Origin of the sequence: Kribbella sp. NPDC026596 (assembly GCF_040638415.1) — a bacterium.
In the GTDB taxonomy this organism is placed as follows: Bacteria; Actinomycetota; Actinomycetes; order Propionibacteriales; family Kribbellaceae; genus Kribbella.
This window is the reverse complement of the sequence record NZ_JBEZYF010000001.1, coordinates 242,852-257,807: the sequence shown is the minus strand read 5'-3', so window position 1 is coordinate 257,807 and position 14,956 is coordinate 242,852. Positions and strand designations below refer to the sequence as shown.

At 68.3% G+C, this 14,956-nt stretch carries 14 protein-coding genes; 8 read left to right on the top strand and 6 right to left on the bottom strand.

The annotated features are described in order from the left end of the window. The first annotated feature begins 176 nt into the window (after positions 1-176). Together AB0E63_RS01285 and AB0E63_RS01280 are read left to right on the top strand one after the other, a co-directional pair. The gene (locus AB0E63_RS01285) at positions 177-944 is read left to right on the top strand and encodes an SDR family oxidoreductase (protein ID WP_360359481.1); all 768 of its coding nucleotides are present in this window, start codon (positions 177-179) and stop codon (positions 942-944) included. A 22-nt stretch (positions 945-966) separates the two neighbouring features. After that, positions 967-1,980, top strand: coding sequence for a Gfo/Idh/MocA family oxidoreductase (locus AB0E63_RS01280; RefSeq protein WP_360359478.1), 1,014 nt, complete (start codon positions 967-969; stop codon positions 1,978-1,980). 2 nt (positions 1,981-1,982) lie between these two features. On the opposite strand, the gene AB0E63_RS01275 is transcribed toward AB0E63_RS01280, so the two are convergent. Next, positions 1,983-2,570, bottom strand: coding sequence for an ABATE domain-containing protein (locus AB0E63_RS01275; protein WP_360359475.1), 588 nt, complete (start codon positions 2,568-2,570; stop codon positions 1,983-1,985). Positions 2,571-2,668: 98 nt separating this feature from the next. On the opposite strand from AB0E63_RS01275, the gene AB0E63_RS01270 reads away from it, so the two are divergent. Continuing rightward, entirely contained in the window at positions 2,669-3,598 is a 930-nt protein-coding gene (locus AB0E63_RS01270) for a pyridoxamine 5'-phosphate oxidase family protein (protein ID WP_360359472.1), read from the top strand. Here AB0E63_RS01270 and AB0E63_RS01265 read toward each other — a convergent pair. Then, positions 3,595-4,206, bottom strand: coding sequence for a hypothetical protein (locus AB0E63_RS01265; protein WP_360359470.1), 612 nt, complete (start codon positions 4,204-4,206; stop codon positions 3,595-3,597). The genes AB0E63_RS01270 and AB0E63_RS01265 overlap by 4 nt on opposite strands. Positions 4,207-4,209: 3 nt before the next feature. Then, positions 4,210-5,244: a PASTA domain-containing protein gene (locus AB0E63_RS01260; RefSeq protein ID WP_360359467.1), complete on the bottom strand. Its 1,035-nt coding sequence runs from the start codon at positions 5,242-5,244 to the stop codon at positions 4,210-4,212. A gap of 235 nt (positions 5,245-5,479) precedes the next feature. On the opposite strand from AB0E63_RS01260, the gene AB0E63_RS01255 reads away from it, so the two are divergent. Then, positions 5,480-6,961, top strand: coding sequence for an alpha/beta fold hydrolase (locus AB0E63_RS01255; protein WP_360359464.1), 1,482 nt, complete (start codon positions 5,480-5,482; stop codon positions 6,959-6,961). 13 nt (positions 6,962-6,974) lie between these two features. On the opposite strand, the gene AB0E63_RS01250 is transcribed toward AB0E63_RS01255, so the two are convergent. Together AB0E63_RS01250 and AB0E63_RS01245 are read right to left on the bottom strand one after the other, a co-directional pair. After that, positions 6,975-7,325, bottom strand: coding sequence for a hypothetical protein (locus AB0E63_RS01250; protein WP_360359462.1), 351 nt, complete (start codon positions 7,323-7,325; stop codon positions 6,975-6,977). Further along, the gene (locus AB0E63_RS01245) at positions 7,322-9,235 is read right to left on the bottom strand and encodes a C1 family peptidase (RefSeq protein ID WP_360359459.1); all 1,914 of its coding nucleotides are present in this window, start codon (positions 9,233-9,235) and stop codon (positions 7,322-7,324) included. Before AB0E63_RS01245 ends, AB0E63_RS01250 begins: the two co-directional genes overlap by 4 nt. 92 nt (positions 9,236-9,327) lie before the next feature. On the opposite strand from AB0E63_RS01245, the gene AB0E63_RS01240 reads away from it, so the two are divergent. From AB0E63_RS01240 to AB0E63_RS01225, 4 genes are all read left to right on the top strand, one after another. Further along, positions 9,328-10,197 (top strand): LLM class flavin-dependent oxidoreductase, encoded by an 870-nt coding sequence (locus AB0E63_RS01240; protein ID WP_360359456.1) that lies wholly within the window; start codon positions 9,328-9,330, stop codon positions 10,195-10,197. Positions 10,198-10,315: 118 nt separating this feature from the next. Beyond that, positions 10,316-10,711, top strand: coding sequence for a hypothetical protein (locus AB0E63_RS01235; protein ID WP_360359454.1), 396 nt, complete (start codon positions 10,316-10,318; stop codon positions 10,709-10,711). Positions 10,712-10,720: 9 nt separating this feature from the next. Continuing rightward, positions 10,721-12,685, top strand: a complete 1,965-nt coding sequence (locus AB0E63_RS01230; protein ID WP_360359451.1) for a LamG-like jellyroll fold domain-containing protein — start codon at positions 10,721-10,723, stop codon at positions 12,683-12,685. A 13-nt stretch (positions 12,686-12,698) separates the two neighbouring features. After that, complete coding sequence (locus AB0E63_RS01225) at positions 12,699-14,111, top strand: amidase (protein ID WP_360359448.1); 1,413 nt, start codon at positions 12,699-12,701, stop codon at positions 14,109-14,111. Here the strand turns inward: AB0E63_RS01225 and AB0E63_RS01220 are convergent. Then, a complete protein-coding gene (locus AB0E63_RS01220) occupies positions 14,108-14,920 on the bottom strand; it encodes an aldo/keto reductase (protein ID WP_360359445.1) in 813 nt (270 codons plus the stop codon). The two genes, AB0E63_RS01225 and AB0E63_RS01220, sit on opposite strands and share 4 nt — an antisense overlap. Between the last annotated feature and the right edge of the window lie 36 nt (positions 14,921-14,956).

Sequence of the window (14,956 nt, the reverse complement as noted above, 5' to 3'; positions counted from 1 at the left end):
CTCGATTCGCAGTTCAGGAAGGGAACCAGCGAGTTTCGGGATGACGGTAGGACCGGCGATCGACCGTCGCCGAGGATCTGATCAGTCCGACTGAGCGCTCCACCGAGTTTGGTCCCGGTGCATGCACACTTGATCAAGATCCTCGGTGTCGGGTGACATCCCACGGAAAGGACACAATGAACGCACTGCAGAAGTTTTCGCTCGAGGGCAAGGTCGCCCTTGTTACCGGTGGGAGCCGGGGGCTTGGGCGCGCGATGGCTGAAGCGCTTGGCGATGCGGGTGCGGCGGTCGCGGTGACGGCCCGAACGCTTGCTTCGGCCGAGGCCGCCGCCGCGGAGCTGAGTGCGCTCGGCATTCGCGCGTACGGCGTCCAGCTCGAGGTGTCCGATGTCGAGGACGTCGAACGTGCGGTCGAGCAGGTGAGCACCGAGTTCGGTGAGATCGATGTGCTGCTCAACAACGCCGGCATCGGTGTCGCCGGCCGGGCCTTCGAGACGCCCGATACCGCGTGGCATGAGGTGTTCTCCGTCAACGTCGACGGCGTCTGGTACTGCAGTCGTGCGGTCGCACGCCGGATGGCCGAGCGGGGTGGCGGCACGATCGTCAACGTCGGTTCGATGTCGGCCGAGATCGTCAACCAGCCCCGGTGGCAGGCGTCGTACCTGTCATCCAAGGCCGCCGTCCATCAGTTGACCAAGGCGCTGGCGGCCGAGTGGGCGCCGCACGGAATCCGCGTGAACGCGATGGCGCCGGGGTATTTCCTCACCGAGATGTCGCCCGTCGACCAGCCGGAGTTCAAGGAGTGGTGCGTGGATCCGGCTGCCATGAAGCGTTACGGGTTGCCGCCGGAGCTGGGACCGGTGGCGATCTTCCTGGCGAGTGAGGCGTCCAGCTTCATGACCGGCTCGATCGTCAAGGTCGACGGCGGCTTCACCCTGTTCTGATCATCTTCCTGAAGGGTTTTGCATGGTAACCATCGGCATTGTCGGCGCCGGCCTGCGCGGAAGGCTGTTCGCCGAGGCTCTCCAGGCCCAGCCGGACGTCACCGTCGTCGGCCTCGCGGAACCCTCGGCCAAGGTGGCCGAGGAGGCGCGGGACGCCACGGGTCTGCCCGTCACCGCGTCGCACCCCGAGTTGCTCGAGGCATTCGATCCGGACGCTGTGATCGTGGCGACCCCTGACTTCGCCCACCGCCAGATCGCCGTCGACGTCGCCGAGGCCGGTAAGCATCTGCTGATCGAGAAACCGGTCGCCACCACCCTGGACGACGCCCAGGCCATTGCCGAGGCGGTTCACCGCTCGGGCGTTCGATGCCTCGTCGGCTTCGAGAACCGGTGGAACCCGCACGTGGTGCAAGCCAAGGCGGCGATGGCGTCACTTGGCGAGCCGATCACGGCATCAGCCACCCTGAGCAACTCGTTCTTCGTGCCGACCACCATGCTGTCGTGGGCGGCTCAATCGTCGCCGGCCTGGTTTCTCATGCCGCACACCGTCGACCTCGTCTTGTGGCTCACCGGCAGAAGGCCCGTGTCGGTCAGCGCGGTGGGATCTCGTGGTGTCCTCGCCCAGCGCGGCATCGACACCTGGGACGTGGTGCACGCCCTGCTCACCTTCGACGACGGATCGACCGCGACGCTCTCCTCCGCGTGGACCCTCCCCGACGCCGGCGACGGCATCGTCGACTTCCGCTTCCAGGTCATCGGCACCGAGGGCTCGGTAACCGCGGACCTCTCACACCAGGGCCTCACCGTAGTGACCGACAAGCACCGATCGACCTGGCCGCTCTCCGGCCGAATCGGCCGCTCCCAGGTCGGCCCTGCCGTCTGGATGGTCCAAGACTTCGCCGCAAGCCTCGTCGACGGAGGCGACCTCGGCCCAGGTATCGATCACGGCGTACTGGTCACCGAGATCATCTGCGCCATCGAAGACTCAATCACCACCGGCCAAACCAAGCACATCACCGAGCGCCGTACGACGTAGCGTCAGTGCGCGCTCTTGCGGGTGGAGTGGTAGTGGCGGGCGGCTCGGGTGCGGTTGCCGCAGGTGATGGAGCACCACTCGCGGCGGGGGTGGGTTTTGGAGAAGTAGAGGACGCAGCCGGGGGCGTAGCAGGCGCGGAGATTTGTGCCGTTGCCGGTCAGGAGGTGTTGGGTCTCGCGGGCGAGCTGGGCGAGGGCTGTGGTGATCGGGGATGCGGTGGGAGTGGCGGCCAGCTGCAGGCCGTGCTTGGTGAGCTCAAGTTGGGTACGCGGCAGTTTGGTCGCTGCGGTGTTGATCGTGTCGACTGCCTGCTCGACGGTCATCGAGGTGACTGCGGGGCGTTCGTCGTCGGTGACGTGGGCGACCAGGCGGCGTACGGCGTCGCGAAGGTGTACAGCGCGGCGGAACTCGGCCGGCGTGGTTTCGGCGCCGTGACGGTCGAGGCCTACTGCGTCCAACCACGCGTCGACGTCGGACGGGTTTGTGAAGTCGTCGTGGAGGCCTGTGGTGTCGGCCCAGATCGTCGCCGTCAGGCGGATCGGGGCCGGCTCCTCGGGGAGCGGCCAGGCGCGTGCTGTGACTCGGGGCACGGAACTAGATTATCACGGATAAACCGGCTTGCATCCGTGAGAAGAATCGGCTACAACTTCTAACGGATAGATAGTTCGTCATCCGTGAGGGAGAGCGCATGACCGACGTAGGCTTTCATGCCGGGGAGCTGGCGGTGCAGCGCAAGGCCGGCACGGGGCAGGAGGCGGCCCGGTTGTCGCCGATGCTCGAGCCGGTGCAGCTGTCGCGCGGGATCACCGGGTTCCTGGCCGAGCGGACGTTCCTCGTCATCACTGGTCGCGACGGTGACGGCCGGCTGTGGACGTCACCGGTGACGGGGCCGGCCGGGTTCATCGAGGTGCGATCGGCGACCGAGCTCGCCGCACGAGCGTCGCCGCCTGAGGGCGACCCGCTGCACGGGATCGCGGCCGGTCAGAAGGTCGGCATGACGGCGATCGAGTTCGCCGCGAGACGGCGCGTGCGGCTCAACGGCACGCTGACCGCGGCCGACGATGGGGCGCTTGTCGTCGAGATCGAGCAGGCGTTCGGCAACTGTCCGCAGTACATCCAGCAGCGTCTCCTCACGCCCGACACCGTCCGTGCGGGCGAGGCCGACGTACGACGTGACACGACGCTCGCACCGGAGGACGTCGAGCTGATCCGCCACGCGGACACGTTCTTCCTGGGGACGATCAACCCCGAGCGCGGCGCCGACACCTCACACCGCGGCGGCCCGCCCGGCTTCGTCCGCGTGGACGACGGTGGCCTGTGGTGGCCGGACTACCAGGGCAACAACCTCTTCAACAGCTTCGGAAACCTCGAGGTCAACCCCGAGGCGGCGCTGCTCTTCTTCGACTTCCCTACCGGCCGCACCCTTCACCTGTCCGGCACGACCAGGATCGAGTGGGGTCCCAAGGGCCGCCCCGGCGACGATGCCCAGACTGGCCGCATCGCCCGCTTCACACCAGAGCGCCTGGTCGCCGGCCGCCTCCTGCCCGCGCACGAGATCGCCCACGTCCCGTATCCCCGCAATCCCGTGCTCACTCCCCACACTCAGCGTCTTCGTTAGGCGGCTGCGGAGCTTTTGGTGAGGGGGCGTGGTGGGTTCAGGGGGACGACGAGGTTGAGGCCGGCGGGGTGGCGGGCGGTTGCCAGGCGGGCGCCGTCGAGGGTCAGGGTTGCTGTGATCGTGCACTCGCCGGTGCGGATCGCCAGCTTGCCGGAGCGGACGATCGCGTCCAGGGCGGTGAGCTCGGCGACGATTTCGAGGACGAACTTGAAGCAGTGGACCAGGGTCTTCTTCACTGCCAGGTCTACGTGGGGCGAGTAGGTCGCGTGAATGGTGTGCGACGCCAAGGGGACGATCTCCTCGGCGTCGGTGATGGCGAGAGTGCGGCGAGCGGCGTCGATCAGCTTCGGGTGCTGCTGCCAGGCGGCGGTCAGGACGTCGCCGAGATCCAGTTCCAGGAGGCCGTCGATCGCGGCGGCGACCTCGCGGTCGACCTGGCCGGCTGTCGACTTGGACAGTCGGCGGATCGGCCGCAGGGCGGTGCGGGTGGCGTGGCGCTCGCGGATCGCCTGGACGAGCGCCTCGGCCGATCCGGCTCCGAACAGGAGTGCGTTGGCCGTCAGCGCCTTGGGTGCAGGTTGATCGTCGACAATCGGCGTACTGGTCATCGGTCAGTCCCCCTTGTGAATGTGGATGCCTGCGTCAGCGAGCGGCGTCGGTGGCGCTGTTTCGTACTCGGTGATCTTTGGATCGACCGCTGGCGCCGGGGGCACGACGACCTTGAGTTTGTTGCGAGCCCATCGCTCGTCAAGGCGTCGCCGCGCCACGCGGTAAGTGACAGCGCCGAACGCCAGTACGACGAGCGCGAGTAGGCCCGCGCGCAACCAGGGGAACGGTTCGGCCGAGCGAGCGGGAGTTGCCTGCTCAACGACCGGTTGGGAGACGCCGACCGGTTTGGAGACAGGGATCGGCGGAAGAGCCACAACCGCCGGCTTGGTGGTGATGCGTACGGCGTGGCCGACGCCGACCATCGAACCGGCTGTTGGGGACTGGCTGGCGATGATGTCTCCCTTACCGGGCGTCACCCGCAGCACCAGCCCGAGGGCGGACACCTTCGCGGTGGCTTCGGCGACCTTCAAGCCGAGCACCCTGGGAACGCGGACCAATCGCGGCGCCGCTGTTGCCGGTGTCACCTTCTCCGACGGAACAACGCTCGACGGGGTGACCGACGGTGGTGAGGCCGTCCCCGGCGTGGCCGTCGGCGGGATCACGGCCGGCTTCTCCGAGCCGGTCACCACGAACAGGTCGTCGTCCGTCAGCTTCGAGTCGGTCGTGCACCGGGCCACGATCGAGTACTTCTGCGCCGATGCGTCCGCGGGAACGGTGAACGGCACCTCGACCACCCCGCTCGCGGGGACCACGGCCGACCCGACTTCCTCGTCCAGGCCCTCCCAGAAGATCTGGACCACGCCGCCGCCGGCCCCTGAGCGCGTCGCGCCGGGCGCATGGCAGTCGTCATACCCCCAGGCTGTGGCGATCACCTTGGTGCCAGGCGGGCCGTCGGACGGATCGAGCCAGAGCGTCACCGTGGCGTCACTTGTCGCGCTGGCAGACCCGGCCGCAGTCGGAGCGACGACAAGCACGAGGGCACCCGCCAAGGCGCCAACGAACCAGCGGGCCCCCGTGGCCGCGCGTGAACCGACCATCTTCGTACCTTCTTCGCTCCCGCAACCGTTCGCCGGAACGGTTCCACCCGAGGTGCGGACTCACCAGTACGGAGACACAGCCCACCCACTTGATACGGCCGAACGGGAAGTTCGATGGCAGGAGGCCGCCGACCAACACGGTGCGTGACCGGTGTGCCCAGTTCTTGACACTGTCTGGGAGGGCGAGGAGGGTCGGAGGAGGCCGAGGGGTGGCTCACGCGATGGGGGTGTCGCGATGAAGGTTCGACGTGTTCGCACTTTGCTGATGGTGGCCGTGCTCGGGGTCGGGTCGCTGGGGTCGACGGCGTTCGTGTCGGCCGCGGAGTCGGAGACCGCGGCAGCACCGGCGTACAAGATCGACTTTTCGCCATGTCCGGGATCGGCGAACGTGCAGTGCGGCACTCTGCGGGTGCCCGCGGACTGGGCGGCTCCGAAGGGGCCGAAGATCACCGTGGCCGTGGCTCGCCGACCTGCCGACGACCCGGCGCACCGGATCGGCACGCTGTTCTACAACCCGGGCGGCCCGGGAGATCCCGCCACGGACAACGTCATCGCGGCCGACACCTTCTTCTCCGCCACACTGCGAGCTCGCTTCGACATCGTCGGTGTCGATCCGCGAGGCGTCGGCGGGAGTACGCCGATCACTTGCGGCGTGCCGCCGCTGACCCCCGAATACACGTTCTTCCCGCGAACGCAGGCAGCGTTCGACGCGATGGTCGCCCACAATCGCGCGGTCGCGAGGAGTTGCCTGCAACAGACCGGACCGCTGTTCCTGCACGCGGACACCGTGAGCGTTGCCCGCGATCACGAGGCCGTGCGCATCGCCCTCGGCGTCTCGAAGGTGAACTGGCTGGGGCTGTCGTACGGCACGCAGGTCGGAGCGCAGTACGCCGCGCTGTATCCGAAGCGCACCCGGGCCATCGTCCTGGACGCGGCCCTCGACCACAGCAGCCCGGAAGTGCAACTGACCGCCGATGCGACCAAGACCGTCGAGGAGGCCTTCGACCGGTTCGCCGATTGGTGTGACACCGCCGCCGACTGCGTCCTGCGGGGCCAGGATGTCCGCGCTGTCTACGACAAGCTCGTCCGGGACGCCGACGCGAATCCGATCCCCGTCGAAGGAGCCCTGCGCCCCGTCAGCGGTGACGACATCCGGATGAACACCCCGAACTGGCTCGCTGCGAAGACGCCCAACGTCCTGGCGGGCGAGCTGTCGTGGCCGGTGTTCTCGGAGGTCCTGCGGCGAGCCGTTGCCGGCGACGCCCAGTTCTTCGCCTTCCCAGCGCCTGGGGGTCCTGTCGACGTCATTCTCGCCTCCCGGATAGCGAATCACTGCGGTGACTACGTGGCCGACATCCACACGTTCGCCGAGATGCAGCAGCGGATCGAGATGGGCCGGCAGTTGGCGCCGCACCTGCAAGGAGGTTCGGAGTTCTGGCAGGGCGGCTTCTGCATCGGCTGGCCCTTCAAGGTCGCCAATCCGCAGCGCAGCCTGGACGTGAAGGGCGTGCCCACGCTGATCGTCCACTCGACGCACGACCCGTCCGTCTCCTACCAGTGGGCCTTCGGCCTGGCCGCCCAGATCCGCGGCAGCAGCGTGCTGTCCCGCATCGGTGACGGACACACGTCGTACTACACCTCGGACTGCGCGCGGGACGCGACAGACCAGTTCCTCCTCACCACGCGCTCCACGCCGGCCCCCGTCTGCGCTACCTAACGGTTGAAGCTGCTCAGGGGAGGACCGTGACGCGTATGTCGTGTTGTGCGGCCGGCGGGCCTGGGTCGAAGGGGCGGCGCAGGGTCAGACGGTAGAGCGTGGACCCGGCGGAGCGGCCGGTGATCGTCAGCCTCTCCGGGACGAGGACCAGGTCCGGGGGTTCGGTGACGCCAGGCTCCTGCGGGGGTGGTCCCGCAGGAGCGCTGCCGAGCGACCGGAGCACCGCGCCGGCGATCTCCGTGCCGGTTGGAGCTTCGACGGACCACGAGTAGCCGCCACCGGCGTACGACGGCAGTTCGAGGTCTACCGAGTGACCTGTCCGCACGGTGATCTCGTCCGGCAGGTCTGGCGAGGGGAAGCTCATGCCGGACCGATCACCGGCCCCTCGTGCCAGCCCGCGCCATCGCGCCAGTAATGCTGCAACTGCCCGTCGAAGCGCAGCACGATGACCTCGAGATTCATCCCCCACGAACCCTCACAGAGCCCGGCGACGGCCGCGACATCGTGACCGAAGTCGGCGCTGTGCCGCCACTGCAGGTCGCCGCCCGCATTCCAGCGCCACCAGTGCTGGACGACGCCGTTGACCGCGACGCAGAGCTCGAAGTTGCCGTTCGGCCCCTGCTCGTCGGCCATCCCGTACTGGCCCTGGATCATCACCGGCGGGCTGCTGACGCCCGCGCCGAAGATCCCGTCCTCGTACCAGGTGAACGTCGGCTCGTAGCGCCAGAAGTGCTGCATGGTGCCGTCGTTTCGGACCGCGACGCACTCCAGGTTGCCGTGCGGAGCGCCGTACGTCCCTTGGACGAGGGTCGATCCGGAGGTCCTGATGTTGGAGCCGAACAACGGACCGTCGTGCCAGCCACCGCCGTCACGCCACAGGTGCCTGAGCTGCCCGCCTTGCGACACGACCACTTCGAAGTTGCCTGGAGCGTTGTAGTCGCCTTGAACAAATCCGGGTACGCCGTTGCAGCCGGACGGCCCGAACACACCACCGTCGTTCCAAGGCCCGCCACCACCGCCGCCGGTCCACCAGTGGTGCAGGCGCCCGCCGGTGGTCAGGTACACGACCTCCAGGTTGCGGTTGTAGGTCGTCCCGATCAGCGTCGGGCAGACGGCGGCGTCGTTCGCGAACGATGCCGCGGTGCCCCATTTCCAGCCGGGTCCACCCTCACGCCACACGTGCTTGACCCGGGAGCCGTTCGAGCCGACGACCTCCAGGTTGCGATGCAGGGCGCCGTTGCCGCTCTCGTACAGGTTGCCGTTGTGCAGCCGGCGCTTCGTCCACGGATCGGGGTTGAGGTTACGGACGCCGTACCGGCCGAAGTCGTCGATCCGGCACTCGCCGTACGCGATCCAGCCGATCCCGTTCATGCCCCAGTTCGGGCCCCAGGAGTTCTTGCACAACCACGCGCCGAGGCTGTCGTCGTACCCGATGATGAGGAACAGGTGGCCGCCGCGGTACACGTTCGACGGATCGGTCGAACGCCGGTACACGCCCGTGCCGACCCCGCTGAAGTCGGCGTAGACATCGATGAACGTGACCAGCGGCCCGACGGTGTCGAGCCAGTTCTTCGAGTCGGCCACCGACACTACGTCGAACGCGGGACCGCGGACCGATCTGCCATTGCGGTCAGGAGTCGGGGTGTACGGCGGTGAGTCGGTGCGCCACGGCCAGGAGCCCGGGTCGCAGAACCCGTTGCCGGCGAAGAAGGTCGAGACCTCGCCCTCGTTGCCCAGGTCCGGACAGGTCTTGCCCACGCCGCGGTGTGGATCGCCCTCCGACAACCGCGTCCACATCGCGTGCTCGATCCGCACCATCGACTCGACCAACGCAACACCCGCGAATGCCCAGCAGGCGTTGCACCCGTTCTGGTCCCTGGTACTGGTGATCCAGTTCTGGCCCCACCGAGACCGCCAGTCCACGCTGCTCGGGACCCCGGCATCGGGCGGCGTCGCCCCAGCCTCGCCCGCCTCGTCCAGCCCGAGCCTGCGCAGCAGCCCCTCGGAGAACAGCTCCGTGAGCTCGTACCGCGAGATGATCCCCCGCTCGACCTGGCGGACGGCGAGGTACGGGTTCGGCGAAACCCCCAGCGACGCGAGCTCCAGCTCCGCCACATCTGAAGTCGGTACGACGCTCTCCGGATCGGCACCGAGGCCGTGGTGCTCCACCACCTCGTCGTCGGCTCGATCGTGCGGTGGCAGCCATCCCAGCTGTTCCGCCGCGATCATCGACCGCAAGCGGCCGAACGTCAATGCACCCTCGTTTTCCGGCATGGCTCTTCTCCCCCGGTCGGTTGGCACCAGGCAGTGGTTGTGCCTAACTTGTCGGACAGCAGGAGCAGTTCGAGAAATACAAGGAGCGTCAGATGAAGATCGGCATCGGACTTCCGTCGACCATCCCCGGCGTGCGAGGCCAGGTGATCCTGGACTGGGCCAGAGGCGCCGAGCAGGCCGGCTTCTCGACCCTGGGGACGCTCGATCGTCTCGTGTACGGCAACCTGGAGACCGTGCCGACGCTGGCGGCCGCGGCAGCGGTGACCGAACGGATCGGGCTGACGACCGCGATCATGATCGGCCCGTACCGGGGTAACGGCGCGCTGCTGGCCAAGCAACTGGCCACCGTGGACGTGATCTCCGGCGGACGGCTGACGGTCGGTATCGCGGTCGGCGGCCGGCCGGACGACTTCGAAGCGACGGCATCGCCGTACGACCGGCGCGGGAAGGCGTTCGACGCCCAGCTGGCCGAAATGCGCGCGGTGTGGGCCGGTGAGCCGCGAGGGTACGCCGGTCCGATCGGACCCACCCCTGTCCAACCAGGTGGTCCCCCACTGTTGATCGGCGGCGGCTCGCCCGCCGCCTACCGCCGGATGACCGAGTACGGCGCGGGCTGGATCCTGGGCGCGGGCGGGCCAGATGTTTTCGCGGCCGCGGCAACGAAGGCGCGCGAGTCCTGGCGTACGGCGGGACGCGAAGGCGAGCCGCGCCTGGTCTCCATCGGCTACGTCAGCCTCGGCGAGGACGCCACCCAGCATGCCGAGCAATACCTCGGCAATTACTACGCCTTCGCCGGCGACTACGTCAGCCGCATCATGGCCGGCGCCCTCACCACCCCACAACAGGTCTCCGACACCGTCGCCGGCTTCACCGCGGCAGGCTGCGACGAGCTGATCCTCTTCCCCTGCAACCCCGATCTCCAGCAGATCACCCTGATCGCAACCGCCGCCGGCCTGAACTAAAGCCGACCAGATGGGGATGCTGCTCTTTCGCGGTGGGGGTTTTGCGTCGTAGGGTCGGGCGCTAACCGGGTGTCGTGGGGGCGGCCGGACCTCTCGCTGCAGTGCTGGGGGATCACCAATGCAGATTCAGGGCAGTCTGACAATTGACGGCGTACTGGTAGTACCTGTCGAGGCGTACACGTTCTCGGTGACCGGGACCGTCGCGGTCGCGACCGGGAAGTCGCGGATCTATCTGGAAGGCGACTACGTCGTCGAGACGGTGCGGGCCGCGGTGCACACGGCACCGGCCGGGGCGGCGCTCGTCGTGGACGTGAACAAGAACGGCACCTCCATCTACACCACCCAGGCGAACCGGCCGAGTATCGCCGCCGGCACGAACAGTGCCACCGGCAACAATCCGGCCGTGACCACGTTTGCGGCCGGTGACTACCTCACCGTCGATGTCGACCAGGTCGGGTCGTCGGCCGCCGGTGCCGATCTGACGGTGACCGTCCGGGTCCGCCGGGCCAGTTAGGGGGCGGCCGTGGCGCAGTCAGCGGGGTACACCTTCAATGCGGACACGGTCAGCGGTACGACGGTACGGGACGTCGCGGGGTACTTCCTGCACGGCTCGATCGTCGGATCGGCGACCCTCGTCGCGGGCAAGTACGGCAATGGCCTGAACTGCACGGGTGGCGCGATGCACGTCGTCGTCCGTCCGCCGAAGGCCGGAGACTCCTTCTACCCGCTCAACACCGACGGCGGCCTGTCGATCGCCGCCTGGGTCGAGCTCAACGACAACACCGCGGCGGCCCGCTGTATCGCGTCCGCGAGCAGCGGCAGCACGCTGAACTGGGCCGTGTACGCCTCGAACGCCAGCGGCACCGTGGAGGCGAAGATCGCCGGGGCGACGTACAGCACGACCACGAGCATCCGTGACGGGGAACAGCATCACGTCCTCGTCGTGTACGACGCCACGCCGTCGACCGACACCGTGAAGATCGCCGTGGACGGTGTCCAGGTGTTGTCCGTCAACGCCTCCGCCGCCCTCGCGTACTCCGGCACCGAGGTCACCATGGAGGCCGGGCGAAACACCCTCACCGGTTCCGAGGCGCTCAACGGGATCGTCGACGACCTGCGCTGGTGGAACGACCCGGTCGAGGCGGCGTACTGGCCGACCCTGGTCACCGCCGAGCAGATCGATCACCAACTGGCGATCTACCCGTTCGACCTGGACACCGCCGAGGATTTCGGCACCTACAATCGCGGCCTCACGCTCGCTCCCTCCGCGAGCTTCACCACCGGCATCTACGGACGCGCACTGGTTTCCGGTACGGCGGCAGCCGGGGTGAGCGGCGTGGTCGACTTCCCGGACTGCGACCGGCTCGCCATCTGCGGCTGGCTCCGGCTCGACACCGCACCGGTCGGCTCGGCCGCCCCGATCCTCGCGATCGACAACAGCTCGAACAGCGCGCGGGTCCGGGTCGTGGTGAACACCAACCGGACTGTCACCACGACCTGGACCACCATCGACGACGGGACCGTCTCGGTGACGAGTACGGCGACGCTGACCGTCGGCCAGTGGACCCGATTCCAGTTCGCGATCAACCCGACGTACGTGCAAGTCCGGCTCGACGACAGCCAGGTGACCGAGAACATCGGCGACGGCGTCCCGCACGTGACGCCGGCCATCGACGGCCTGTTCCGGCTGCACATCGGCGGTGACGCGAGCGGCGGCGGCCAGGTCTCGTACGACTACGTGACCTTGACGAAGAACTTCCTCGCCGAGGTGACGTCCGGCTACTGGAGTGGCGCGCCGGTCGTCACGCCGTACCGGCCGGTCACTGTGGCGCGCGGCGTGTACCACTTCAACGAGAACACCGGGACCGTCGTCGACGACAAGTCGCCGTCAGCGAACGACCTGACCCTGACAGCGGCCGGTACCTGGGTCGCCGGCATCGAAGCGTCCGCGCTCGGCGCCAGCGGGACGGGTCCGGGCGCATCGAGGACCTCCCTGACGTGGCCGGCGTCGCCACCGGGTTGGTCGTTCTCGGCGTGGGTGAAGTGCCGCTCGAGCAGCAGTGGTGCGCGGTTCCTCGTGCTGCGCAACAGCACGGACGAGGTCGCGCACGCGGGCCGGCTGGACGGGCTGTTCTGGGTCCGGCTGTTCGGCACCGGAGGCACCACCGGCATCGTCAGCTCGTCGCGTACGCCGATCTCCGCCGAGACCTGGACCCACGTGGCGGCGTCGTGCGATCAGAAGACGATGCAGCTCTTCCTCAACGGGGAAGTGTTCTCCGTCGAGCCGTACGGCGCGGGCGCACCCTTGCAGCCGAACGAGTTGAACGTGGGCGGCGATAACCCGGATTCGTCGGTCGCCGATGTCGACGACCTGTGCCTGTTCGACGCTCCGATCAGCGCGGCCAACGTCCGCTGGATCTACGAGAACCCCGGCCAGTTCTACGAGCCCACGCCGCCCGCTTTCGCCGCCTGGGGAGTGCCGCTCTAGCAAGATGTATGCCATGACCTCTGAGCTGTGCGACCTCAGTGCCACCGAACAGCTCGACGCCCTGCGAAGCCGCGCTGTGTCGGCTCGCGAGCTCCTGGGCGTACACCTCGAGCGGATCGAACAGACCAACCCCGATGTCAACGCGATCGTCACTCTGGTTCCCGAGCAGGCCATGGCGGCCGCGGCGGCGGCCGACGACCTCGCCGCCGCGGGCGGCTCGCTCGGTCCGCTGCACGGGCTCCCAGTCGCGCACAAAGACACCCACTCGACCGCCGGCATCCGCACCACCTTCGGCTCTCGCATCCACGCCAGGAACGTGCCGGACACCGACGATCTGATCATCGCCCGGATGAAAGCCGCCGGTGTCATCACGATCGGCAAGACGAACACTCCGGAGTTCGCCGCCGGATCGCATACCTTCAACGAGATCTTCGGCGTCACCCGCAACCCGTACGACCTGACCCGCTCCGCCGGAGGCAGCAGTGGCGGCGCGGCCGCGGCGCTCGCGTGCGGGATGCATCCGATCGCCGACGGCAGCGACATGGGCGGCTCGCTCCGCAACCCGGCGGCCTGGTGCAACGTTGTCGGCTTCCGCCCCTCCCCCGGGCGAGTCCCCACCTTTCCGGCCGCGCTGCCTTGGGGAACGCTGGGTGTTCAGGGACCGATGGCGCGTACCGTCGCGGACGCCGCCCTCTTGCTGTCGGTCATCGCCGGTCCCGACCGCCGCAGCCCGCTCTCCCTGCAGGATCCGGGCAGCGACTTCGCGGTCCCCCTCGACCGCGACCTCACCGGACTGCGAGTCGCCTGGTCGCCGGATCTTGGTGGCGCGGTCCCGGTCGACACCGAGATCACCGACGTACTCACCGAGCAGGTCGGCGTCTTCGAGGACCTCGGCTGCACGGTCGAGGAGGCGTGCCCGGACTTCACCGGCGCGGAGGAAGTGTTCCGTACCCTGCGCGCCTGGCAGTTCGAGGCAATGCTCGGCGAGGCGCAGGCCGCGCATCCCGATCTGTTCAAATCGTCGCTCGCGTGGAACATCGACGAGGGACGCCGGCTCACCGGCCCCGACATCGGCCGCGCCGAACGCCTCCACGCCGGGCTGTTCCACCGGGTCCGCGAGTTCTTCGAGCAGTACGACGTACTCCTGCTGCCGGTCACCCAGGTCTCGCCGTTCCCCGTCGAGCAGGAATACCCGACCGAGATCGCCGGAGTTCCCCAGACCACCTACCTGGACTGGATGCGCTCCGTGTACTTCGTCTCCACCACCGGCGCCCCGGCCTTGTCGGTGCCGGCGGGATTCACCCCCGCAGGCCTCCCCGTCGGCCTCCAGTTTGTCGGCCGCCACCGCGACGACCTGGGCGTGCTCCAGGTCGGCCACGCCTTCGAGCAGGCAACAAACGTCTGGCGCGTCCGCCCCACCCTCTAGGCGCCAGAGAGGTCTGCGGCGTAGGCGGCGTCGAGGTCTTCGGTCCAGGGTTCGGATTCTGCGGCGAGGGAGTCGAGGACTGTTTCGGGGCGGGTTGCGCCGGAGACGACCGAGAGCACGGGTGAGGATGCCAGGAGGGCTCGGAGTTGCAGGCGTTGTAGGGAAACGCCTCGCGTCTCCGCGATGGCTGCGAGGTGTGGAGCTGCGGCCGAGTGGCGGAGGGGTGAGTAGGCGAAGAAGGGCACGTTGTTGGCTTCGCACCACGCTAGTACGTCGATCGACTCGCGTCCCATCGCACTGTGCTGGTTCTGCACGGCGTCGATCCGCGCGACTGCGGCCGCCCGCTCGAGCGCGGCTACGCTGACGTTCGACAGGCCGATCCGGGCCACGCTCCCCTCGTCGCGCAGGGACGCGAGAGCGGAAACGCCTTCCTCCACGGGCTGTTCGGCGAGGTCGACCCGGTGCAGGTAGTAGAGATCGAGACGCTCGCCACCGAACACGCGCAGGCTCGTCTCGACGTCCGATCGAATCCGGGACGCGCTGATGTCCGCATCCCAGGTCGCCGCGCCGGTTCGCGAGTGACCGCCCTTGGTTCCCACCACGACGCCCGTGCCACGGGCAGCCTCCGCCGCCAGCTCCTCGCCGTACAGAGGTGCGTCGACGTGCGCGTACGCACGCGCGGTGTCGAGAATCGTCGTGCCCGCGGCGATACCGGCTCGGATCGTTGCGAGATCGGCGGAGCGGTCACGGGGTGCGAAAGAGAGGGCCGCAACGCCAAGAGCGACCCGTCCGACAAGTTCCGTCACCATGCTCCCTGGCGCCGAGATGTGGTGACGGCCTAGATG